The organism is Streptomyces sp. NPDC057253 (assembly GCF_042669125.1).
In the GTDB taxonomy this organism is placed as follows: Bacteria; Actinomycetota; Actinomycetes; order Streptomycetales; family Streptomycetaceae; genus Streptomyces.
The window spans coordinates 56,781-76,745 of sequence record NZ_JBHUXV010000008.1 but is presented as its reverse complement, the minus strand read 5'-3'; the positions used below and the strand labels follow the sequence as shown (position 1 = coordinate 76,745).

General features: G+C 69.0%; 18 protein-coding genes. 10 read left to right on the top strand and 8 right to left on the bottom strand.

Going from position 1 to position 19,965, the window contains the following annotated elements; translation table 11 throughout:
- Nucleotides 1-33 precede the first annotated feature (33 nt).
- From ACFULQ_RS06410 to ACFULQ_RS06395, 4 genes are all read left to right on the top strand, one after another.
- A complete protein-coding gene (locus ACFULQ_RS06410) occupies nucleotides 34-321 on the top strand; it encodes a VOC family protein (protein ID WP_383539104.1) in 288 nt (95 codons plus the stop codon).
- 221 nt (nucleotides 322-542) lie between these two features.
- Nucleotides 543-1,313, top strand: a complete 771-nt coding sequence (locus ACFULQ_RS06405) for an NPP1 family protein (RefSeq protein WP_383538919.1) — start codon at nucleotides 543-545, stop codon at nucleotides 1,311-1,313.
- Between the two features lie 323 nt (nucleotides 1,314-1,636).
- A complete protein-coding gene (locus ACFULQ_RS06400; protein ID WP_383538917.1) occupies nucleotides 1,637-2,569 on the top strand; it encodes an Ig-like domain-containing protein in 933 nt (310 codons plus the stop codon).
- A gap of 294 nt (nucleotides 2,570-2,863) precedes the next feature.
- A complete protein-coding gene (locus tag ACFULQ_RS06395; protein WP_383538914.1) occupies nucleotides 2,864-3,670 on the top strand; it encodes a class I SAM-dependent methyltransferase in 807 nt (268 codons plus the stop codon).
- Between the two features lie 104 nt (nucleotides 3,671-3,774).
- Here the strand turns inward: ACFULQ_RS06395 and ACFULQ_RS06390 are convergent, their stop codons facing one another.
- The 4 genes from ACFULQ_RS06390 to ACFULQ_RS06375 form a co-directional block, all read right to left on the bottom strand.
- Nucleotides 3,775-4,434 (bottom strand): class I SAM-dependent methyltransferase, encoded by a 660-nt coding sequence (locus tag ACFULQ_RS06390; RefSeq protein ID WP_383538912.1) that lies wholly within the window; start codon nucleotides 4,432-4,434, stop codon nucleotides 3,775-3,777.
- A 142-nt stretch (nucleotides 4,435-4,576) separates the two neighbouring features.
- Nucleotides 4,577-5,158 (bottom strand): GNAT family N-acetyltransferase, encoded by a 582-nt coding sequence (locus ACFULQ_RS06385; protein ID WP_383538910.1) that lies wholly within the window; start codon nucleotides 5,156-5,158, stop codon nucleotides 4,577-4,579.
- A gap of 97 nt (nucleotides 5,159-5,255) precedes the next feature.
- Complete coding sequence (locus tag ACFULQ_RS06380) at nucleotides 5,256-5,651, bottom strand: GNAT family N-acetyltransferase (protein WP_383538907.1); 396 nt, start codon at nucleotides 5,649-5,651, stop codon at nucleotides 5,256-5,258.
- Between the two features lie 72 nt (nucleotides 5,652-5,723).
- Entirely contained in the window at nucleotides 5,724-6,737 is a 1,014-nt protein-coding gene (locus ACFULQ_RS06375; RefSeq protein WP_383538904.1) for a cytochrome c oxidase assembly protein, read from the bottom strand.
- Nucleotides 6,738-6,963: 226 nt separating this feature from the next.
- Between ACFULQ_RS06375 and efeU the strand changes: the two genes are divergently transcribed.
- Together efeU and efeB are read left to right on the top strand one after the other, a co-directional pair.
- The gene (gene efeU, locus ACFULQ_RS06370) at nucleotides 6,964-9,117 is read left to right on the top strand and encodes an iron uptake transporter permease EfeU (protein ID WP_383538902.1); all 2,154 of its coding nucleotides are present in this window, start codon (nucleotides 6,964-6,966) and stop codon (nucleotides 9,115-9,117) included.
- 47 nt (nucleotides 9,118-9,164) lie between these two features.
- Entirely contained in the window at nucleotides 9,165-10,448 is a 1,284-nt protein-coding gene (gene efeB / locus ACFULQ_RS06365; protein WP_383538900.1) for an iron uptake transporter deferrochelatase/peroxidase subunit, read from the top strand.
- Nucleotides 10,449-10,460: 12 nt separating this feature from the next.
- On the opposite strand, the gene ACFULQ_RS06360 is transcribed toward efeB, so the two are convergent.
- Nucleotides 10,461-10,868 carry an NUDIX domain-containing protein gene (locus tag ACFULQ_RS06360; protein ID WP_383538898.1) on the bottom strand — a complete coding sequence of 136 codons (408 nt, stop codon included), beginning with the start codon at nucleotides 10,866-10,868 and terminating at the stop codon, nucleotides 10,461-10,463.
- Nucleotides 10,869-10,935: 67 nt separating this feature from the next.
- On the opposite strand from ACFULQ_RS06360, the gene ACFULQ_RS06355 reads away from it, so the two are divergent.
- Nucleotides 10,936-11,205 carry a hypothetical protein gene (locus tag ACFULQ_RS06355; protein WP_383538895.1) on the top strand — a complete coding sequence of 90 codons (270 nt, stop codon included), beginning with the start codon at nucleotides 10,936-10,938 and terminating at the stop codon, nucleotides 11,203-11,205.
- Between the two features lie 182 nt (nucleotides 11,206-11,387).
- The gene (locus ACFULQ_RS06350) at nucleotides 11,388-11,756 is read left to right on the top strand and encodes a hypothetical protein (RefSeq protein WP_383538893.1); all 369 of its coding nucleotides are present in this window, start codon (nucleotides 11,388-11,390) and stop codon (nucleotides 11,754-11,756) included.
- 12 nt (nucleotides 11,757-11,768) lie between these two features.
- On the opposite strand, the gene ACFULQ_RS06345 is transcribed toward ACFULQ_RS06350, so the two are convergent.
- Together ACFULQ_RS06345 and ACFULQ_RS06340 are read right to left on the bottom strand one after the other, a co-directional pair.
- Complete coding sequence (locus ACFULQ_RS06345; protein WP_383538890.1) at nucleotides 11,769-13,025, bottom strand: cellulose binding domain-containing protein; 1,257 nt, start codon at nucleotides 13,023-13,025, stop codon at nucleotides 11,769-11,771.
- A gap of 49 nt (nucleotides 13,026-13,074) precedes the next feature.
- Nucleotides 13,075-14,715 carry a glycoside hydrolase family 27 protein gene (locus tag ACFULQ_RS06340; protein WP_383538887.1) on the bottom strand — a complete coding sequence of 547 codons (1,641 nt, stop codon included), beginning with the start codon at nucleotides 14,713-14,715 and terminating at the stop codon, nucleotides 13,075-13,077.
- 379 nt (nucleotides 14,716-15,094) lie between these two features.
- On the opposite strand from ACFULQ_RS06340, the gene ACFULQ_RS06335 reads away from it, so the two are divergent.
- Nucleotides 15,095-16,681 carry a glycoside hydrolase 43 family protein gene (locus ACFULQ_RS06335; RefSeq protein ID WP_383538885.1) on the top strand — a complete coding sequence of 529 codons (1,587 nt, stop codon included), beginning with the start codon at nucleotides 15,095-15,097 and terminating at the stop codon, nucleotides 16,679-16,681.
- 76 nt (nucleotides 16,682-16,757) lie between these two features.
- Entirely contained in the window at nucleotides 16,758-18,776 is a 2,019-nt protein-coding gene (locus tag ACFULQ_RS06330; protein WP_383538883.1) for a non-reducing end alpha-L-arabinofuranosidase family hydrolase, read from the top strand.
- 74 nt (nucleotides 18,777-18,850) lie between these two features.
- On the opposite strand, the gene ACFULQ_RS06325 is transcribed toward ACFULQ_RS06330, so the two are convergent.
- Nucleotides 18,851-19,420 carry a hypothetical protein gene (locus ACFULQ_RS06325; RefSeq protein ID WP_383538881.1) on the bottom strand — a complete coding sequence of 190 codons (570 nt, stop codon included), beginning with the start codon at nucleotides 19,418-19,420 and terminating at the stop codon, nucleotides 18,851-18,853.
- Nucleotides 19,421-19,965: the final 545 nt, after the last annotated feature.

Genomic DNA, 19,965 nt, shown 5'->3' with positions numbered 1-19,965 from the left:
GTTGCAGTTGAAGTTGAGCGCGGTAACCCTCGCCTGTGGGGACCCGCTGGCTTTGGCGGTGTTTTATCAGCAAGCCCGGGCTGGGACTCCAGCCCAAGCCGAACGCCGACTCCGCCGGTCTCGACTGTAAGGACGAGATCTTCAGGCCGTTCCTCAGAACTGCACATGTGCTTCAAGGTCAAGCAGGGGTTGGACCAGGTGGAAGCCCGGTTGCTGGAGCTGGGCGCGGGCAGACCGGACCACCAGCCTCATGGCACCAAGGCGCGCGTTCTCACCGATCCGGTGGGGCACCCCTTTTGCATCGTGAAGGAGACTGGCTGAGCGCGACGGCTGAAACACAAAGGCTCCCCATGTGACGTCGTGTGCGGGCATGCCAGCCGACCGCCCGCACCCGCCGAACAACCGACGTACGCCGGTCAGTTCGGCAAAATGCCGCCCCGAGTTTGATGGAAAGCCCTTCCATCGGCGCCTCGACTTGCCAGTCTCTGTCTGCACACGCCGGATGTCATGTCCGCGACCGTCATGTCACCACGGAGACGCCCATGCCTCGAACCACCAGCAGAACCTTCCGGTTTGCCAGAGCCGCCGCCGTCACGGGCAGCGGCGCCGCTCTCGCCGTCACCCTGACAGGCAGCGCTTCCGCGGGCGTGCTGCAGAACCTGCCCGAGAACACCACGACGTTCCAGAAGTACTTCGAGCCCGTGTACGACTACGACACGGACTCCTGCTACCCGGCCGCCGCCATCGACGCGAACGGAACCCTCAACGGCGGCCTGAAGCCGACCGGTTCCATCACCGGCCAGTGCCGCGACGGCCACCTCGACCACGCCAACACCTACTCGCGGGCCAAGTGCAACAACAGCTGGTGCGGAATCATCTACGCCAGCTACTTCGAGAAGGACGAGGCCTCGCCGGGCATCGGTCACCGCCACGACTGGGAGTGCATGGTCGTGTGGGTCAAGCAGGGGGCGGACACACCGTCGTACCTGTCCGCCTCCCGGCACGGCGGCTTCAGCACCCACCCGATCGCCGACGTCCCGATGAGCGGCCAGCGGGTCATGGCCGTCTACCACAAGGACGGCGCCAGCACCCACGCCTTCCGCTTCGCCAAGTGGGGCGAGACGGCCGAGAACGACACCGGCGCCTGGCACCAGGAGAACCTCCTCACCTGGGACAACCTCGCGCCCAACCTGCGGACCATCCTGAACGGCTCCGACTGGGGCGACGCCAACCTCCCGCTCCAGGACTCCAAGTTCAACGACACGCTCAACAAGGCCAAGCCGGCCGACATCCCCTTCGACCCGTACGCCTGACCAGAGCCCGGCCGGCGCTTGTCGTCGGCATGCCGGCAGCGCCGCACCAGGCCGAGGAGTGTCTGGTGCGGACGGCGACAGAAGACCCTCCTGCCGGCGGGCGCAGCTCGCGGCAGCAGCTCCCTCCACGGCGGCCGTCCCCCATACGAAGGTCGCACCAAGCCTTGGGAGACGTTTTACGCAATGCGTGCAACTGACACCTAGGCCTTCTCTGTCTGACAGGGAGATGGGCCCGTCAGGGCCGTGGAGCGAGCAGACCGGGGCAGTTCGTGGGACGGCGCAAGACCAGCATATGGATCGCATTCGTCACGGGTGTGACGCTGATGGGCGCGAGCGCCTGCGGCGGGGGCGGCAGCGACAAGGCGAGCGGGGACGACCCGAAGGCGTCGACCAAGCCGAGTGCGACCGCCTCTCCGTCACCGACGAAGCCGGCGGGCCCGCCGATGCTGCTGGAGACGATCACCCCGCAGACGGGCACCACGGTCGGCGTGGCCATGCCGATCTCGGTGATCTTCACGAACCCGGTGGCGGCGAAGGCACGGGCCACGGTCGAGAAGCACATGAAGGTGAGCGCCTCACAGCCGGTGGTCGGCGCCTGGCACTGGATGGGCGACCAGCGCGCCGACTGGCGCCCGAAGACGTACTGGCCCTCCGGCACGACCGTGAAGATCGACGCCGACCTGACGGGCGTCAGCAACGGCAACGGACGCTACGGCGTGCACGGCTACACGCACACCTTCAAGATCGGTGACGATGTGCGCGCGGACGTCTCGGTGACCGGCCACACCATGAAGGTGACCCGGAACGGCGCGCTGGTGCGCACCCTGTCGATCAACGCGGGCAGCGCCGAGTTCCCGACGTGGGACGGCACTATGGCCGTCATCGACAAGCAGGAGAAGGTCCACATGACCTCCTGCAGCGTCGGCATCAGCTGCGACAAGGGCAGTCCCAACTACTACGACCTGACACTGCCCTGGGACATCCACCTCACCCAGTCCGGCACCTACGTCCACTACTCGACCGGCGACCCCAACCCCGGCAGCGGCAGCGCCCGCGGCTCGCACGGTTGCGTCCACCTGTCCCTGTCGGACGCCAAGTGGTTCTACGGCCAGGTCAAGCAGGGCGACCCCGTCACCATCACCGGCTCACCTCGCGGCAAGGCCCCGGCCGACAACGGCTACGCCGACTTCAACCTGGGATGGGACCAGTGGCTCGCGGGCAGCGGCTCCGGCGAGGGGACGACGGCGGCGCTCTGACGCGGAGAGCGTGACCGGAGCGGTTGCGGTTGGCCCAGCAACCTTGTCACTCAGCGAGAGGTGACGCGAGGACATGAAGCTCGCGCGCCTGCTCCTGGGCTTGGCCCCTCCACGGGACCGGCGGGTCCTCTCGAAGGACCCGCCGGAAGTGGTCGCGGGCCGTGGCCGTCGCACTGACGCCTCTCACTCCACACGGCCTGGACCGGAGCCCGCCGACGGGAGTGAGTCGACTCCGAAGACGACATATGGCTACGACCCTCCCCAGGCACCTGCCTTGGGGCTAATGTCGGCCAAATGAGCACAGACGATGCGAACCGGCGCTGGACTCGGTCCATGCCCGATGCCTACGAGCGTCACCTCGTGCCGGTCTTCTTCCGCCCCTTCGCCACCGACCTGGCCAAGAGGGCGGCAACACTGCGGCCGAGCAGGATCCTGGAGCTCGCCGCCGGAACCGGCGCGCTGACCTCGGCGCTGCTCACTTCCGTGCCCTCGGCGTCGGTCGTGGCGACCGACCTCAACGAAGCGATGGTCACCGCAGGGTCGGCACGTGAACCCCGCGCGCAGTGGCGGCAGGCGGACGCCCAGGAGCTGCCCTTCGAGGACGGCGAATTCGACCTCGTGCTGTGCCAGTTCGGGGTGATGTTCTTCCCCGACAAGCCCGCCGCCTACGCCGAGGTACGCAGGGTCATGGCCCCGCAGGGGAGTTTCCTGTTCAACAGCTGGGGTCCACTGGCCTCGCACGGGTTCGCGGCCGCTTTCCAGGCCGCCCTGGAGCAGTCCATGCCCGGGACGGCTCCCTCGTTCCTCACGGACGTGCCCCACGGCTACAGCGATCCGGCCGCTGTCATCGCAGACTTGGAGGCCGCCGGCCTCACACCGGCCGCGACCGAGGAGGTAACGCTGAAAGGCACCGCGGAATCGGCCGCATCCGTCGCCACCGGCCTGCTCACGGGCACACCGGTAAGCGCCGCCCTACAGGGCCACGAAGACGCACAGGCCCTCCAAGCCACGGTCACACAGAAACTGACGGAACGACTCGGCACCGGCCCCGTGACGGCACCGATGACCGCCACCGTGTACCTGGCGCAACCCCGGGTGTGACCTTCCTGTTCCACCTCCCCCTCGCACCGTCCGGGCAGGCCCGCTTCCGGCGCGTCGAGCTTGCAGAGGCAGATGGTCCAACGCCGACGGCGTTCCTGACGTGCTCACCCTTGCTGGGGCTTCTGTGCCAGGAACGTGGCGATCGAACGGTTCGCTCCCTCGGCCGGCGCCTCCAACAGGCTTGCGGTGAGGGCGAGTCCGGCCTGGTCCAGGAGTGCCACGATCCTTTGCGCCGGGAGGAGGTGGGACTCGTAGGACACCGGGTGGCCTCCATAGGCCTCCGTCGGCCGGAGCCGGAGGTTGTCTCCCACATGGCCGGCCATCATCAGTCGGCCGCCCGGTGCGAGCGTGCGGTGGAACTCCGCGAACACTTGGGGCAGTGCATCCGGCGGCGTGTGGTGAGTCGAGTAGTAGGCCAGGATGCCGCCGAGGTGGTCGTCCGGGATATCCAGCGACGTCATCGAGCCCACCTCGAAGCGCAGCCCCGGAAAGGCCCCGGAGGCCAGGTCGATCATCCTCGGGGACAGATCGACACCGAAGACGGGCACCCCGAGTTCCGCGAGGTGAGCCGTGACCTTGCCGGGACCACATCCGAGGTCGGCGACCGGTCCGAGCCCGGCCGCCTGCACGACTTCGGCGAAGGAACCCAGCATCGCGCGGGACAACGGGTCCAGGTCCACGGGGGCCTTGACGCGTTCCGCGTACTCGACGGCGACGGTGTCGTACGACTCTTGGACAGCGAGGAGGTAGCTGAGCTCAGTCACTTGGGTGACTGTAGAGCAGACGATCCCGGTCCGTTGAGGTGCTGGGCGGGATGCCGGGCCGCCGCGCTTCCTCCGGGCGAAGTCCGCTCTGATCCTGGCGCAAGTCGCCGTCGGACCAGCTGCCCGACTTGCTCTCGTCTGCTCAACTCAGGCGGTTGCGGCGGTAGTAGAGCATCCCCTCGTGGTCCGGTTCGGGGTCGGGGAGGGTGAAGCCGGCGGATTCGGCGCAGTGGCGGCTGGCGTTGTTGTCGGCGTCGATGCCCAAGAAGAATGTGTCGACGTCACCGGTGGCGGGGTGGGTGAGGACGCTTCGGAGGGCCGAGCGGCCGTATCCGTGCCGGCGGCGGGAAGGGTCGACTAGGTAGGCCAGGCCCAGGGCGCGTCCGGGGGCGGCCTCCGACAGGAGGGGGCCGTCGGGACCTTCGCCGTGGTAGCGGACCCAGCGGTCGTAGACGTCGCCGCAGATGAACGCGACTGGTGTTCCAGACTGGTCCAGGCCGATCCAGGCGTGGGAGCGCAGTACGGTCGCGCCGCGGAAGACGGTGCTTGAAGGCCGGCCGATCAGCCTCAGCTGACGGTGGATCCAGGAACGGTCGCCCAGGCGGCTTTGGACCTCCGGGTGATCGAACCAGTGCTCGATCTGGTGTGCCCCCGTCTCGGTCAAGGGCCGCAACCGCATCTCCGGGGCGTCCGCGTCCGACTCACTTGAGCCGTCATAGTTCATCCCGCCGAGCACCCGGTCTCCCCTCCCTCGATCCACGCTGCGAACACGCGTAGGGTCAAGTGGGACCGTACGCCCTGCGCGCTTGGCCCAGAAAGTTCTACAGAGCGATCAGACCGGCTGTCGTCTCCTTGAAGCCGCACGCGTCGAAGTAGAACGGACGCAGGTGCTCCTCGAAGTCGACGTGGAGCCATTCGCACTTCGCGTTACGGGCTTCGCGGGCCGCGGTTGCGACCAGCGCGGCGCCAACACCCCTTGCTCGGCCATGGGTTGCGACCACCGTGTCCAGGATGAAGGCGTGGACACCGCCGTCCCAGACCACGTTGACGAAACCGATCAGGGAAGCGTCCTCCCACGCGCAGACCCAGCCGAGACTGTGGCGCTCAAGTCGTTCCCGCCAGTCCGTCTGTGCGGGCGGGTGGTTGAATCCGTCAGCGTGAAGGGCGTTGAGGGCGGCATTGTTGAAGTCGCCCCGCCACTCGTACTTGATCGTCATGTCGGGATCGTATGGTCCGCGGCCGGTACAGCGAGGGCGTCGTCGGCCCGACCCGCTCGCCACGCAAGCCGCTCAGCCGTCCCCATGATGCCGTCGGATCCACGCGGCCACCTCGTTCTGCTCGGTCTCCCACCAAGGGCGAACGCGTTCAGGCGCCGAATCCTGGCCCGGGGCCGGGGATCGCGCCGGAGCCAGTTCCGCGTCGAGGCGGCGGTCCAGTGCCGCGGTCTGGAGCCGCTCCGCGCGGGCCCACTGGAAGAGGAGTGCCAACAGGAAGGGCAGCGCGGTCAGTTCGGCGATGCCGAGCATCGCACCGCCGCCGATCTGCTGGTCGTGCTGCACGTCCGGGGACCAGGAGGGCGCGTGGTGCAGATACCAGGCGCCCGCGATGAGCGTGCCGTGGGTCATGACGACGAGGCCCGGGACGGCGTCGACGATGCCGTCGAGGAAGACCAGCGCGGCTCGGACCGGATGGGTGCACCAGGCGGGCAGGGTCTGTTCCCGGGTCAGGACCGGTACGACGAAGAGGCAGCCCGCGACCAGGAGGTGCAGGTACATCAGCTGGTGCAGCCAGCCCACGCGCAGGGCGGTGGCGAAGTACGGCGTGAAGTACACGGTCAGCTCGGTGGCCAGCACCAGAACCGTGCTGACCAGGGGGAAGGTCAGGACACGTACCAGCCTGCCGGTCATCGTCCGCCGGACCCGCGCCGCCGCGCCCTCGGGAAGCGCCTCGACCGCGAGACGCAGCGGGTCACCGACGGCGAGGCCCAGCGGTGCCACCAGGTCGAGGAGGATGTTCTGCACCGCGGCCGGCCAGAACAGCACGTGGTCGTAGACGGCGAGCCCCGACATCGTGGCCACCGTCAGGGAGCCCAGTCCGAGGAGCGCGAACGCGGCTGTGTGCGCGAGCGACCAGCGCTCACCGCGCCGGTGGATCCGGAGTACGCCCCAGCCGTACAGCGTGGCCAGCGCGGCGATCAGGAGCAGCGCCGGGACGTCCAGTTGCCAGGACGACAGCAGTCGGCCCACCGTCAGCTCGGCGAGCTGTCCGGCCGACAGGGCCGTCGTCGACAGGTCACTGGTCATGGGGCCGTCCTCCTCCGAGCCGGTCGGGGCGAAGCGGGTCTCGTCCCAGCAGGACGGTAGTCGGCTGAGGATCCCGGGCCGACAGCGGGGCCTTCTTCGTACGACGGGACGAATCTCCTGATCGGGTTTTGGCTCCGGAATTACCTTTCCGGGACTGATTGATTGCATACCCGCAGTCATGATGGTCCGCGTTGAACTTAGGCATGCCTACGCTAATGAGGACCGGATGTGGGATGACGCGTTTCCGAGCTTCCTGATCGGACTGCGGGAAGGACTGGAAGCGGGACTGATCGTCTCCATCCTCGTGGCGACCCTGGTGCGGGCCGGTGCCCGTGCCCGGCTTGTGCAGGTGTGGACCGGTGTCCTCGCGGCGATCGCGCTCGCGCTGAGCTTCGGCGCGGTCCTCACCTTCACCGCGGCCTCCCTGTCGGCGACCGCCCAGGAGGCGTTCGGCGGCACCCTCAGTGTGATCGCGGTCGCCTTCGTCACCGCCATGGTCTTCTGGATGCGGCGCTCGGCCCACAGCCTGTCCGGCGAGATCAAGGAGAAGGTCACCGGCGCGCTCGGCATGGGCGCGGGTGTCCTGGTCGCCACGTCCTTCCTCGCCGTGGGCCGGGAGGGCCTGGAGACCGCGCTGTTCCTGTGGACCACCGCCCAGGCGGCCGGGGAGTCCGCGGGCCCGCTGACCGGCGCCGCCATCGGACTCGTCCTCGCGGCCGCGCTGTGCTGGGGCCTGTACCGGCGGGTCCTGCGGATCAACCTGACGCGGTTCTTCACCGCCACCGGTGCGGTGCTGATCGTCATCGCCGCCGGTGTCCTCGGCTACGGCCTTCGCGACCTCCAGGAGGGCGGCGTACTGCCCGGGCGGACGTCGTACGCCTTCGACCTGAGCGGCAGCGTCGACGCCGGGGCCTGGTACAGCACCCTCGTCCAGGGCGTCTTCAATCTGACGCCGACCATGACATGGCTTCAGGTCCTCGGCTACGGCGGGTATCTCGCCGTGGTGATGACGCTGTTCGTGCGGGGGGTGCGCGGCACGGCACCGAAGCGCGTCGCGGCCGAGTCCACGGACGTGGGCGAATCCGCCGTGGCCGCCGGTGAAGCGATCCCCGCGGGTGCTCGTGAAGCGGTCCCGGCGGCTGATGGTGAAGCGGTCCCCGCGCCCACCGCCGACCAGGCATCCCAGCAGCGTCCGGAGAGCCGCGCCCTGTCGGCCGTGCGACGCCGCCCCGTCTGGTTCGTGCCGGTCGCCGTCGTCACCGTGCCCGCGGTGATCGCCGGTGCCGCGGTCGCCTTCGGGCGCCCGAAGCCGGCCGCCGCCGAGACCGTGGCGGTCTCCGAGAAGGAGTGCGGCAAGGGGTTCAGCGCGCCCAAGCCGGGTCGGCAGACCTTCCAGATGCACAACACCGGCGACAAGACGTCCGAGGTGTACCTCGTCGATCCGGCGACCAACGCCGTCTACGGCGAGGTCGAGGGCCTGGCGCCCGGCACCACCCGGGCTCTGGTCGCCACCGTCGCGGGCGGGACGTACGCGTGGCGGTGCGTGCCCAGCAGCGGGACGGCGGTGACCTCCAAGGCGGTCCGGGTCAGCGGCGGGAGCACCTCGCAGGCGGTGGTCCCGGTCTCCGAGCAGGATCTCTCCGGCCCGCTCCGGCAGTACAGGTCGTACGTCGACAAGGGCCTCGCAACACTCGTCGGGCAGACCCGCGTCCTCGCCGCCGACATCAAGGGCGGGCACCTCGGCAAGGCGCGCGGCGACTGGCTCACCGCGCACCTCACCTACTCCTCCCTCGGCGCCGCCTACGGCACCTTCGAGGACTTCGACCAGAAGATCAACGGCAGGGCCGACGGGCTGCCGGGCGGCGTGCACGGCAAGGACTTCGCCGGCTTCCACCGCGTCGAGTACGGCCTGTGGCACGGCGAGTCCGCGGCCTCGCTCACCGCTCCGGCCCAGCAGCTCGCCACGGAAGCCGCAGGACTCCAACAAGCCTTCCCGCAGCAGGACTTCGACCCCTCCGACCTGCCGCTGCGCGCCCACGAGATCCTCGAGAACACCCTCCAGTTCGAACTGACCGGAGACACCGACGAGGGCAGCGGCACCAACCTCGCCACCGCCGACGCCAATCTCGCCGGCACGCGCGAGCTGATCGCCGTACTCAGGCCGCTGCTCACCACGCGTGCGCCGCGCCTGCTGCCGACGGTCGACGCCGACATCGCCCGTCTTCAGGCGCTCCTCGACGCGGCCCGGCACGGCGACGCATGGACCCCTGTCACTCAGCTCGACGCCACCGCACGGGCCCGGGTGGACGGAGCCACCGGGCAACTCCTGGAGGACCTCTCCCCGGTTCCGGACCTGTTGGAGATCCGGAAGTCCGCCTGATGAGCACCCGCCACGACAACTCCGCACCGAGCGAAGGGAACACCCCCATGCCGTCCGCCGAATCCCCCGCCCCGCAGGGTGGTTGTCCCGTCGGTGCCGGCCGCCGTTCCTTCGTGAAGACGGCCCTGGGCGCCGGGGCGGCCGGGGCAGTGCTGGCCGGCGGCGGTCTCGCGCTCGCCGAGAGCGGGGGCACCGCGCAGGCGGCCACGCGGACGGAGAACTCCCCCGCGGTCCCGTTCCACGGCGCCCACCAGGCCGGGATCGTCACGCCCGCGCCGGCGGCGGCCACCTTCGTGTCGTTCGACGTGATCGCGGACGGCCGCGCCGAACTCGCCGACCTGCTGCGCACGATCACCGCCCGGGCGCGCTTCCTCACCTCCGGCGGCACCCCAGCCGACCTCGGTGTGGGCGCCCCGCCCTCCGACAACGGCATCCTCGGCCCGACCGTCCCCGCCGACGGCCTGACGGTGACGGTCGGCGTCGGCGCGTCCCTCTTCGACGAACGCTACGGCCTCGCCAAGGCCAGGCCACGCCGGCTGACCGCGATGCGGACCTTCCCCAACGACAACCTCCGGGCCGCCGAGTGCCACGGTGACCTGTCCCTCCAGATCTGTGCGGACCGGCAGGACACCGTGCTGCACGCGCTGCGCGACATCGCCAAGCACACGCGTGGCGCCATGCAGATCAAGTGGCGCATCGACGGTTTCCAGAACGCGCCCCGGCCGACCGGCGCCCAGCGCAATCTGCTCGGTTTCAAGGACGGCATCGCCAACCCGGACGTTCACTCGGCCCGTGAGACCAACCGGCTCGTGTGGGTCGGGGACGGGGACGGTGAGCCCGCCTGGACTTCGGGCGGCAGCTACCAGGTGATCCGGATCATCCGGATGCTGGTGGAGTTCTGGGACCGGGTCTCGCTCAGCGAGCAGGAGTTGATGTTCGGCCGGCGCAAGGACACCGGCGCGCCGCTGGACGGCGCCACGGAGACCGACATTCCGAACTACGCCAAGGACCCCAAGGGCGAGGCGATCCCGCTCGACGCGCACATCCGGCTGGCCAATCCCCGCACCGCCCGCACCGACAGCTCCCGCATCCTGCGGCGCGGCTACAACTACGACCGCGGGATCGACTCCGTCGGCAACCTCGACATGGGGCTGGTGTTCTGCTGCTACCAGCAGGACGTCCAACGGCAGTTCGAGGCGACGCAGACCCGGCTGATCGACGAGCCGCTCGTCGACTACATCTCGCCTACCGGCGGGGGTTACTTCTTCGCTCTGCCGGGTGTGCGGGACGGGAAGGACTGGCTGGGCCGGGGGCTGCTCGCGGCTCCGTAACTGAGCGTCCCTTCAAGTGAGTTGGCCGGAGGCGCGCAGCATGTCGAACACCAACTGGTCCACCGCCGAGACGCGCGCACGATCGCCGTAGCCGAACCAGTCCGACTCGGCGATCTCTCGCGAGGGGAGCAAGGGGCCCTCGTACTCGGCGGTGTAGCAGATCATGCGGAACTCGGGGTGGCCGTCATGGTCCCTGTGCGTCTCGAAGGTGCCCACGTGCGTCATCGTGGAGGTGTCGATCCGGGACTGGAGCTCCTCGTCGATCTCACGCATCAGGGTCTCGTCATCGGACTCACCCGGTTCCCGCTTCCCACCGGGAAAGTAGAAGAGGTCCACCCCGCGGTTGCGCGTCACCAACACCCGCCCACCCCGCACCAGAACCCAGGCCACCTTCTCCGGCACGACCTCGCTCTCCCCCATGCCGGGAAGCTACCCGTCCGACGGCAATTGCAGTGCACCGCGAGCAGGCGCGCCGCAGACTTGCCGAGTGATCGCTCTGCAGCCCGTCCTGGAGATCTCCGCCTCGGACGGCTTCACTCTCTGGCCGGTCGCGGAGTCCATGCCGTACGGCTTTCTGCCGCTCAGCGGCGCACTCGACGCTGCCGAGGTCGGCACAGCCGTGATGCGTATCGCCGACGCCAACAGCATTGATCCTGAGGAGGACGGCAGCCCGCCGCGTCCCGCCGATCCGCTCGGGGGCTACCTGCACGGGCTCCGGCTGCTGCAACGGGCTGGACGAGCGGCGCGACTGGCTTGAGGTCCTCGACGGCGACGGCTGGGCCTCCTTCGGTCACGACCCCTCTCCGGTCGCTGAACGCAAGTCCCTCCATCTGGCCGCCCTTGGACACCCCTGCACCAACGTGACTACACCACCCCTGTCACCGCAGCCCTCTGCCGTGCCCTGGACCTGCAACCGGAATGAAGAGGGGGCCGATCGTCGTGGGTGTCTTCGTTCGGGTCAGAGGTTGGCTGGAGTGTGATGATCGGCAGCTCGGTCAGGTCAGGGAGATCGTCCAGGCCGACGATGCCGACCATACGTACAGCGGTGGCTGGGCCTTTCCGCCCAGGCAGTACAACTTCGCCAACTGGGTGTTCTACGGCGCCGAGATGCGCTCGCAGTCGGTCGGCTGGTTCCTCGACCGACTGCGGAGCGTGGCCCGGATTCCCGCCTCGGACGACGACAACGACCTGATCACCGGCCTGTTCGTCGTCAGTCACGAAGTCGACGGCATGAGCGAGTGGCAGGTTCGCGACGGCACGGTGAGGGTCCAGGCCGCGAGCCCGGCGTATCGATTCCTGGACGAATAGGCGCGCCGGCGGTCAACTACCCGCGACCGCACAGGTGGTGCCGTTGAGGGTGAAGGCCGTGGGCGCGGCGGTGCCGCCGGTGTGCGTGGCCTGGAAGCCGATGCTGACCGAGGCGCCCGGTGCGATGGTGGCGTTGTGGGCGAGGTTTCTGGCCGTCACCTCACCGGAGGCGGGCGAGTAGTCCGCGTTCCAGCCCGAGGTGATGGACTGGCCGCCGGGCAGGGTGAAGCGCAGGGACCAGCCGTCGATCGGGCCGGGTCCGGTGTTGGTGATGGTGATGTCCGAGGTCAGTCCGCTGTTCCACGCGCTGACCGTGTCGGTGACGCGGCAGCCGGCGGTTCCCGGTGACGGGTCGGAGCTCTGGAACTGCGTGAAGAACTTCCACACCTCACCCGGCACCCAGCTCCTGCCGCTGTCACCTGGAGCCCCGTCCTGCGGAGCGGCGATGTGTCCCTCGTCGAAGGCGGCCCAGGCGACCGGATGTCCGGCCGAGCAGCCCGCATACGTGGTGACCCGGTGCGTCAGGCTGCCCTGGGCGGGCTCGGGCGGGTTCTGCGGAGTGCAGCCGTTGTTCCTGACGAACCTGTCCCGCAGCGACCGTCCCCCGGCGATACCGAGGACGTTGTCCCTGAGTCCGTGCACTCCGAGGTAGGCGATGGGCTGAGTGCCGCCGCTGCACCCGCTGAGCTGTCCGCCGCTCTGCACGGCGACCGCACGGAAGACCGTGGCCCGGCTGCATGCGAGGGCGTACGACATGGCGGCGCCGTAGCTGAAGCCGAGCGCGAAGCGCTGCGTGGTGTCGACGCACAGGTCGCTCTCGATGCGGCGGATCATGTCGTCGACGAAGGTGACGTCCTCGCCGCCGGAGTTGGCCCAGCCGTTGTTGAGGCCCTGTGGTGCGACGAAGACGGCGCTGTTGTTCGCCAGTCGCTGGAGTCCGTAGTAGGCCCAGGTGCCCGTCTCCACCGTGCGGCCCGTGGCGACGTCGGTGGAGGTGCCGCCCAGCCAGTGGAATCCGAAGATCAGCCGGTAGGCGCGGTTGCGGTCGTAGCCGTCCGGGATCTTCAGGATGAAGGTGCGGTTCTTGCCGCCGCTCTGGATCGTGTACGTGCCGCTCGTCAGGGTGGGTGCCTTGCCGCAGCCGGGGCTCGCGGCGGCGGGTGCGAGCCCGGTGGTGGCCTGGCCACGGCCCAGCGCGGTGCCGCCCAGGCTCAGGACGACCAGCACGGCGACCAGGGCGGGCCATAACAGAGCTCTTGTCCTTTTCATCGCGCAATTGCCCTTCAGGTGGGGGGTGTGGGAAAGATGTCGAGCCGGCTCACGCACGGCTCCACTTCTGGCCGGTCTGGCCGTTGCAGGTCCGCAGGAGGAGAGCGGTGCCGTTGGCGGTGCCGGACCGGTCGGTGTCGAGGCACAGTCCCGCATGGACGTTGCGGATCGTCCCGTCGGAGCCGACGGTCCATTTCTGGTTGTCCTGGCCGTTGCAGGGCCAGGTGATGACCCGGGTGCCGTCGGCGGTTCCCTGGTTGTAGGCGTCCAGGCACTTGTCGCCGTAGACGCGGATCTCGCCTCCGGCCCAGGTGGTCCACAGCTGGTTGGCGGCGGTGTGGCAGTCCCAGAGCAGCACCGTGGCCCCGGCGGCGGTGGAGGCGTTGTCCACGTCCGCGCAGCGGCCGGAGGCGTTGCCGCGCAATCGGGCGGTGGTGGCGGCGAGTTGGCTGCCGCCGGTCACCCGGAAGGCGGCCACGCCGTGCGCGGGTACGCTCGCCGAGATCTGCCCGGAGGTGGTGGAGGTGGTGCCGGTCCACAGGTCGGTGAGTGTGAACGACCCGCCGGACAGCCCCACTTGTGCGGCCGTGGTGGAGACGGTCGCGGTCCCGCCGCCCCGGTTGAACAGACCCACGGCGACCGAGCCGTCGGAGAGGGGCTTGGCGAAGATCTCGACGTTGCCGTCGTCGCGTACGCGGCGTCCGCCGGCGCCCAGCGGATCCTGGTTCACGGCCAGCAGTCGGGGGTTGCGCAGGATCGCGCTCACATCGGCCGACATGGTGCGGATGTCGTTGCCCGCCATGAGCGGTGCGGCCATCAGCGCCCACAGGGCGAAGTGCGCGCGGGACTCCGTCAGGGACAGGCCGGGGCGGCCCACGACCAGCATGTCGGGGTCGTTCCAGTGTCCGGGGCCGGCCTGCGCCGCCAGCGGTGCGGTGATGTCCAGGACGTTGCCGACGCCCATGGGGTAGCTGTTGGTGTTGCCGTTCTGCCAGATGTCGAGCAGGTCCTCGGTCGTCCGCCACAGGTCGGCGACCTGGCCCCAGTCGTAGGTGGCGCCGGTGATGGCGTGGAAGCTGTTGGGGTTGATGCTGTAGACGATCGGCCGTCCGGTGGCCCGCAGGGCGTCCCGCATCAGCGTGAACCGTGCGACCTGTTCGTCGCGGGTGCCGCTGGAGGAGCACCAGTCGTACTTGAGGTAGTCGACGCCCCAGGACGCGAACGTGGCGGCGTCCTGAGCCTCGTGTCCCAGGCTGCCCGTGGAGCCGGGATAGGCGCCGGTGGTCTGGGCGCAGGTGCGTTCGCCCGGCACCTGGTAGATGCCGAACTTCAGGCCCTTGGCGTGGATGTAGTCCCCGAGCGCCTTCATCCCGCCGGGGAACTTGGTCGCGTTGGCCCGCAGGTTGCCCGCCGTGTCGCGCTGCGGGTCGAACCAGCAGTCGTCGACCACGACGTACCGGTAGCCGGCGTCCCGCATGCCCGACGACACCATGGCGTCGGCGGCCTGGCGGACCTGCGCCTCGGTGATCCCGCACCCGAAGCTGTTCCAGCTGTTCCAGCCCAGGGGCGGGGTGAGGGCGGGGCTGCCGGGGGCGGCCGAGGCGGGGGCGGAGACCGTCAGGGACGCGGTGACCGCCAGCGTGATGGCCGCGAGGATTCTGAACAGTCGTCCGTGTGAGGGTCGGGGCACCGTGCTCTCCTTTCAACGACAGACAGCGGATGGCCGGTGCACGGGTCTGGGCAATGCCATGGAGGGACCTCTCGTCGGAAGTTCGAAATTTCGACGGGATTCCGGATGGTCAGCCGTACGGATGTTAGAGATCGAGCTGAACATGTCAACACTCTCCGGAGAGAGGACCGCATCCCGGAAGCCACGGATACCCGAAAGCTTTCGCTCTCAACTACGAATCATGCGAAGGGTATTGACGGGATGTGTCGACCTCCTACCATCCTGGTTGTTCACCACACCAGTCGGTGTTCGCACTCTCGAACGAGCAGGCTCAGCCCGCCCCCACCGCGCTCCCTCGCAGAGAGAACGACACATGGATATGTCATGCCCTCGCCAATATATGGATCGCCGCCATGCCCTGGCCGCCGCCGGTGGCCTGGTAGCCGGCGCCTTCCTGGCGCCCGCGCGAGGACCGGCCCCCGCGGCCGCGTCGTACACGAACCCGGTCGTCTGGCAGGACTTCGCGGACATCGACATCATCCGCGTCGGCGCCACCTACTACGCGTCGGCGTCGACGATGCACTACTCCCCGGGCGCGCCCGTCCTGCGGTCGTACGACCTCGTGAACTGGGAGATCGCCGGTCACTCGGTGCCCGTCCTCGACTTCGGCGCCAAGTACGACCTGAACGGCGGACGCGGCTACGTCAGAGGGATCTGGGCGTCGTCACTGGCCTACCGCCCTAGCAACAGGACCTTCTATTGGCTCGGCCAGATCGACTTCGCCAGGACGTACGTCTACACCGCGACCGCCGTCGAGGGGCCGTGGAACAGACTGACCACGATCAGCACCCCGTACTACGACGCCGGACTGCTCGTCGACACCGACGACACCCTGTACGTGGCGTACGGGAACAGCACCATCAGCGTGGCCCAGCTCTCCCCCGACGGTCGCAACCAGGTCCGCACCCAGCAGGTGTTCACCACACCGTCGAGCGTCGGCACCCTCGAGGGCTCGCGCTTCTACCGGATCAACGGGCAGTACTACATCTTCCTGACCCGCCCGGCCAACGGCCAGTACGTCCTGAAGTCGTCGGGCGGCCCCTTCGGCCCGTACGCGATGCGACAGGTCCTGCTGGACCTGCGCGGGCCGATCCCCGGCGGCGGTGTCCCGCACCAGGGCGGGCTCGTGCAGACGCAGAGCGGCGCCTGGTACTACATGGCTTTCGTGGACGCCTACCCCGGCGGCCGGGTGCCGGTGCTCGCACCGATCACCTGGACCTCGGACGGCTGGCCCGTCGTCCAACTGGTCAACGGCGCCTGGGGCGCGTCGTATCCGAGCCCGGACGTGCCCGCTCCGCCCCGGCCGGTCACTCCCATGACCGGCGTGGACACCTTCGACGGCACGGCCCTCAAGCCGAGGTGGGAGTGGAACCACAACCCGGACAACACCAAGTGGTCCGCCGGCAACGGCCTGACGCTGCGGACCGCGACCGTCACCAACGACCTGTACTGGGCCCGCAACACCCTCACGCACCGCATCCAGGGACCCACCTCCACCGCCACCGTCCAGCTCGACCACACCGCGATGCGCGACGGCGACCGCGCGGGACTCGCGCTGCTGCGTGACTCCTCCGCATGGATCGGCCTCAAGCGCGACGGCGGCACGACACGCGTGGTCATGGTCAACGGGCTGTCCATGGACGGCAGTTGGAATACGACGGGCACCGGCACCGAAGTCGCGAGCGCGGCCGCGCCGACGGGCACCGTGTGGCTGCGCGCGACCGCGGACATCCGCCCCGGCGCGGCACGCCCCGGCACCTTCTCCTACAGCACCGACGGCACCCGCTTCACCCGCCTCGGGCCCGACTTCTCCCTGGGCAACGACTGGCGCTTCTTCATGGGCTACCGATTCGCCCTCTTCAACCACGCCGCCCAGGCGCTCGGCGGCGCGGTGCGCGTCCCGCGGTTCGAGCTGTCGACGCCCTGACCCCGTCCCCTCTACGTCCCCTCGACGTCCCTTGATCGCACAGCGCAACCCCCCACCCGCACGTACGAGGAGTCTCATGAACGCGCTCAAGCGGCTCGGCTGTCGCCGAGCCTCGGTATTACCCCTGGTGGCCCTCGCCGCCCTGGTCACCCCCGGCGCCGCGAGCGCCGCACCCGACGGCGTGCGCGCCTCCACGCTGGGCGCCCAGGCGGCCCAGTCCGGACGGTACTTCGGCACCGCCGTCGCGGCGGGGCGCCTCGGCGACGGCACGTACACCGGCATCCTGGACCGCGAGTTCAACTCCGTCACGCCCGAGAACGAGATGAAGTGGGACACCGTCGAGCGCTCTCGCGGCCAGTTCACCTTCGGCCCCGGCGACCAGATCGCCAACCGGGCCGCGTCCCGAGGGCAGCGCCTGCGCGGGCACACGCTGGTCTGGCACCAGCAACTGCCGTCCTGGGTCAGCTCGATCAGGGACGCCAACACCCTGAGCAGTGTCATGAACAACCACATCACCCAGGTGATGAACCACTACAAGGGCAGGATCCACTCCTGGGACGTGGTCAACGAGGCCTTCGCCGACGGCGGCAGCGGTCAGCTGCGCAGCTCGGTCTTCCGGGACGTGCTGGGCACCGGCTTCATCGAGCAGGCCTTCCGCACCGCGCGGTCGGCCGACCCCGCGGCCAAGCTCTGCTACAACGACTACAACATCGAGAACTGGAGCGACGCCAAGACGCAGGGCGTCTACCGCATGGTGCGCGACTTCAAGGCGCGCGGCGTGCCCATCGACTGCGTCGGCCTCCAGTCCCACTTCGGGGCGGGCGGACCGCCGTCCAGTTTCCAGACGACCCTGTCGAACTTCGCCGCGCTCGGCGTGGACGTCCAGATCACCGAACTGGACATCGCGCAGGCGCCCACGACCGCGTACGCGAACACCGTGCGGGCCTGTCTGAACGTGGCCCGGTGCACCGGCATCACCGTCTGGGGCATCCGCGACAGCGACTCCTGGCGCAGCGGCGAGAACCCGCTGCTGTTCGACCGGAACGGCAACAAGAAGGCCGCCTATCAGTCAACGCTCACCGCGATGGGCGGCAGTGCGGCGGTACAGCGGACGGTCGCCCGGTCGACACGGGCCGCGGCCGCGCTCCCCTCCTCCTTCCGCTGGAGTTCGAGCGGAGCGCTGATCGCGCCCAAGTCGGACGCCACCCACAACATCGCCGGGATCAAGGATCCGTCGGTCGTGTACTACAACGGCAAGTACCACGTGTTCGCGAGCACCGCGAACGCCTCCGGGTACAACCTGGTGTACCTGAGCTTCTCCGACTGGTCCCAGGCGGGTTCGGCCACGCACCACTACCTGGACCGCACCGCCATCGGCACCGGGTACCGGGCCGCGCCGCAGGTCTTCTACAACGCCCCGCAACGCTTGTGGTACCTCGTCTACCAGACCGGTAACGCGTCGTACTCGACGAACCCCGACATCAGCAACCCCAACGGGTGGAGCGCTCCGAGGAACTTCTACTCCTCGATGCCGGAGATCATCCGGCAGAACATCGGCAACGGCTACTGGGTCGACATGTGGGTGATCTGCGACAGCGCCAACTGCTACCTGTTCTCCTCGGACGACAACGGCCATCTCTACCGCTCCCAGACGACCGTCGGCCAGTTCCCGAACGGCTTCACCAACACGGTCATCGCGGCTCAGGACTCCAAGTACGCCCTGTTCGAAGCGAGCAATGTGTACAAGGTGCAGGGCAGCAACCAGTACCTCCTGCTGGTGGAGGCGATCGGCTCGGACGGCCGGCGCTACTTCCGCTCCTGGACGGCGAGCAGCCTCGCCGGCACGTGGTCACCCCTGGCCGCGTCCGAGAGCAACCCCTTCGCCAGGTCGAACAACGTGACCTTCCCCTCCGGTACTTGGAGCCGGGACATCAGTCACGGCGAGATGATCCGCGCGGGTTACGACCAGACGCTCACGATCCCGGCCTGCCGGCTCCAGTACCTGTACCAGGGGAAGGATCCCAACGCCGGCGGTGACTACAACAGCCTGCCCTGGCGGCTGGGACTGCTGACCCAGACCAACTCCACCTGCTGACCGCGTGGGCCCCTGGTGCGGGGCCCTGCGACGAGCGCCGCAACGCCCTTTCCGCACAGGGGAGTTGCGGTGCCTCAGGAGGTGAGCGAGAGACGGGCGTCCGTGCCCGCGCTGTCCGACAGGAGGGCTGCCAGTTCGGCGTCGTCGGGGCGGTGGACCGCCTCGGCCGCCTTGCGCAGAACTGCACGGTCGACCTTGTCCACGTCGGCGATGAGCCGGACAACCACGCCGTCACGGGGCACCGCGTACTCCTGGGACGCGCCTGCCGTGCGATACCAGGCCTCACCGTCACGCTCACACGTGACCTGCTCGTCGGTCACCTCGCCCAGCGGCTGCTCGGTGCAGTTCTCGGCGGTCAGGGTGTCGCGGTCCACGAAGAGTCCGAAGCGGGCCTTGTCGGACCGGTACGCGGCGACGAACATGTCGTCCTCATAGACGCCGACAGACGCCGGGAACACGGTGAAGCCGGAGACCTCGGTGACGTAGACGAGGTCGGGGGCCACCCCCCAGCCCCGGGCAGCGGCATCGAGCCCGGCGGCCGTCTCAGCCGTGCCCGCCTCCTTGTCCGGCTTGTCCGCGCCACATGCCGCGAGCAGCGCCGACAGCAGGACCAGGGGGAGCAGAGCACGCGCGTTTCCTGTCATGCGCACATCCTGACGCACGGAGCTGGCCGAGGGTAACGGGTTTCGGATCACGGTGCCCCGTCGCCATGGCCAACCACCGCCGATGCGCTCCGGCAACCAAGGGTCACTTCATGTCGAGTGCGTATTCACAGGGCACCTGCTGAGTGAACCGGGCCCCGTTGTGTGGAGTTCACGTTGCAGTTTGTTGTCACCGTCCTCGCTGTCGCTCTTCGACCTGTTGACGAAGAGCGGCAAGGCGGATCTCCAGACACTTCCGATCTTGGCGTTGGGAACTCCCAGAACTCCGAAGGCGGGCGGACCCCGTCGCCGCGAGAGCGTGCCCTGTCGCGGGGGAGGAACCCGCCGCGCTCGCACTGGAACATGGGTGCAGTTCTACATCGTCTGCGAGCTGACACCGATGCCCGCGGATCGCGTACCCGCTGACCAGGATGGCGGGATCGGGGATCATGCACCGCCGCGAGGCGTACGAGTGACAGAACCTCTCGCCCCTCTAGAGGAAGCCCCTCGGCATTGCCGTGCTGCCGGCGAGCTTGACGGCCTCCAGC

Excerpts from the sequence above, each read along its gene's own strand:
- ACFULQ_RS06360 (WP_383538898.1), bottom strand. The coding sequence starts at position 10,868 with ATGGGGGAGAGCGAGGTCGTGCCGGAGAAGGTGGCCTGGGTTCTGGTG.
- ACFULQ_RS06330 (WP_383538883.1), top strand. The coding sequence starts at position 16,758 with ATGAACGCGCTCAAGCGGCTCGGCTGTCGCCGAGCCTCGGTATTACCC.
- ACFULQ_RS06395 (WP_383538914.1), top strand. The coding sequence starts at position 2,864 with ATGAGCACAGACGATGCGAACCGGCGCTGGACTCGGTCCATGCCCGAT.
- efeB (WP_383538900.1), top strand. The coding sequence starts at position 9,165 with ATGCCGTCCGCCGAATCCCCCGCCCCGCAGGGTGGTTGTCCCGTCGGT.
- ACFULQ_RS06375 (WP_383538904.1), bottom strand. The coding sequence starts at position 6,737 with ATGACCAGTGACCTGTCGACGACGGCCCTGTCGGCCGGACAGCTCGCC.
- efeU (WP_383538902.1), top strand. The coding sequence starts at position 6,964 with ATGTGGGATGACGCGTTTCCGAGCTTCCTGATCGGACTGCGGGAAGGA.
- ACFULQ_RS06400 (WP_383538917.1), top strand. The coding sequence starts at position 1,637 with ATGGGCGCGAGCGCCTGCGGCGGGGGCGGCAGCGACAAGGCGAGCGGG.
- ACFULQ_RS06335 (WP_383538885.1), top strand. The coding sequence starts at position 15,095 with ATGGATCGCCGCCATGCCCTGGCCGCCGCCGGTGGCCTGGTAGCCGGC.
- ACFULQ_RS06380 (WP_383538907.1), bottom strand. The coding sequence starts at position 5,651 with ATGACGATCAAGTACGAGTGGCGGGGCGACTTCAACAATGCCGCCCTC.
- ACFULQ_RS06325 (WP_383538881.1), bottom strand. The coding sequence starts at position 19,420 with ATGACAGGAAACGCGCGTGCTCTGCTCCCCCTGGTCCTGCTGTCGGCG.
- ACFULQ_RS06405 (WP_383538919.1), top strand. The coding sequence starts at position 543 with ATGCCTCGAACCACCAGCAGAACCTTCCGGTTTGCCAGAGCCGCCGCC.
- ACFULQ_RS06345 (WP_383538890.1), bottom strand. The coding sequence starts at position 13,025 with ATGAAAAGGACAAGAGCTCTGTTATGGCCCGCCCTGGTCGCCGTGCTG.
- ACFULQ_RS06385 (WP_383538910.1), bottom strand. The coding sequence starts at position 5,158 with ATGAACTATGACGGCTCAAGTGAGTCGGACGCGGACGCCCCGGAGATG.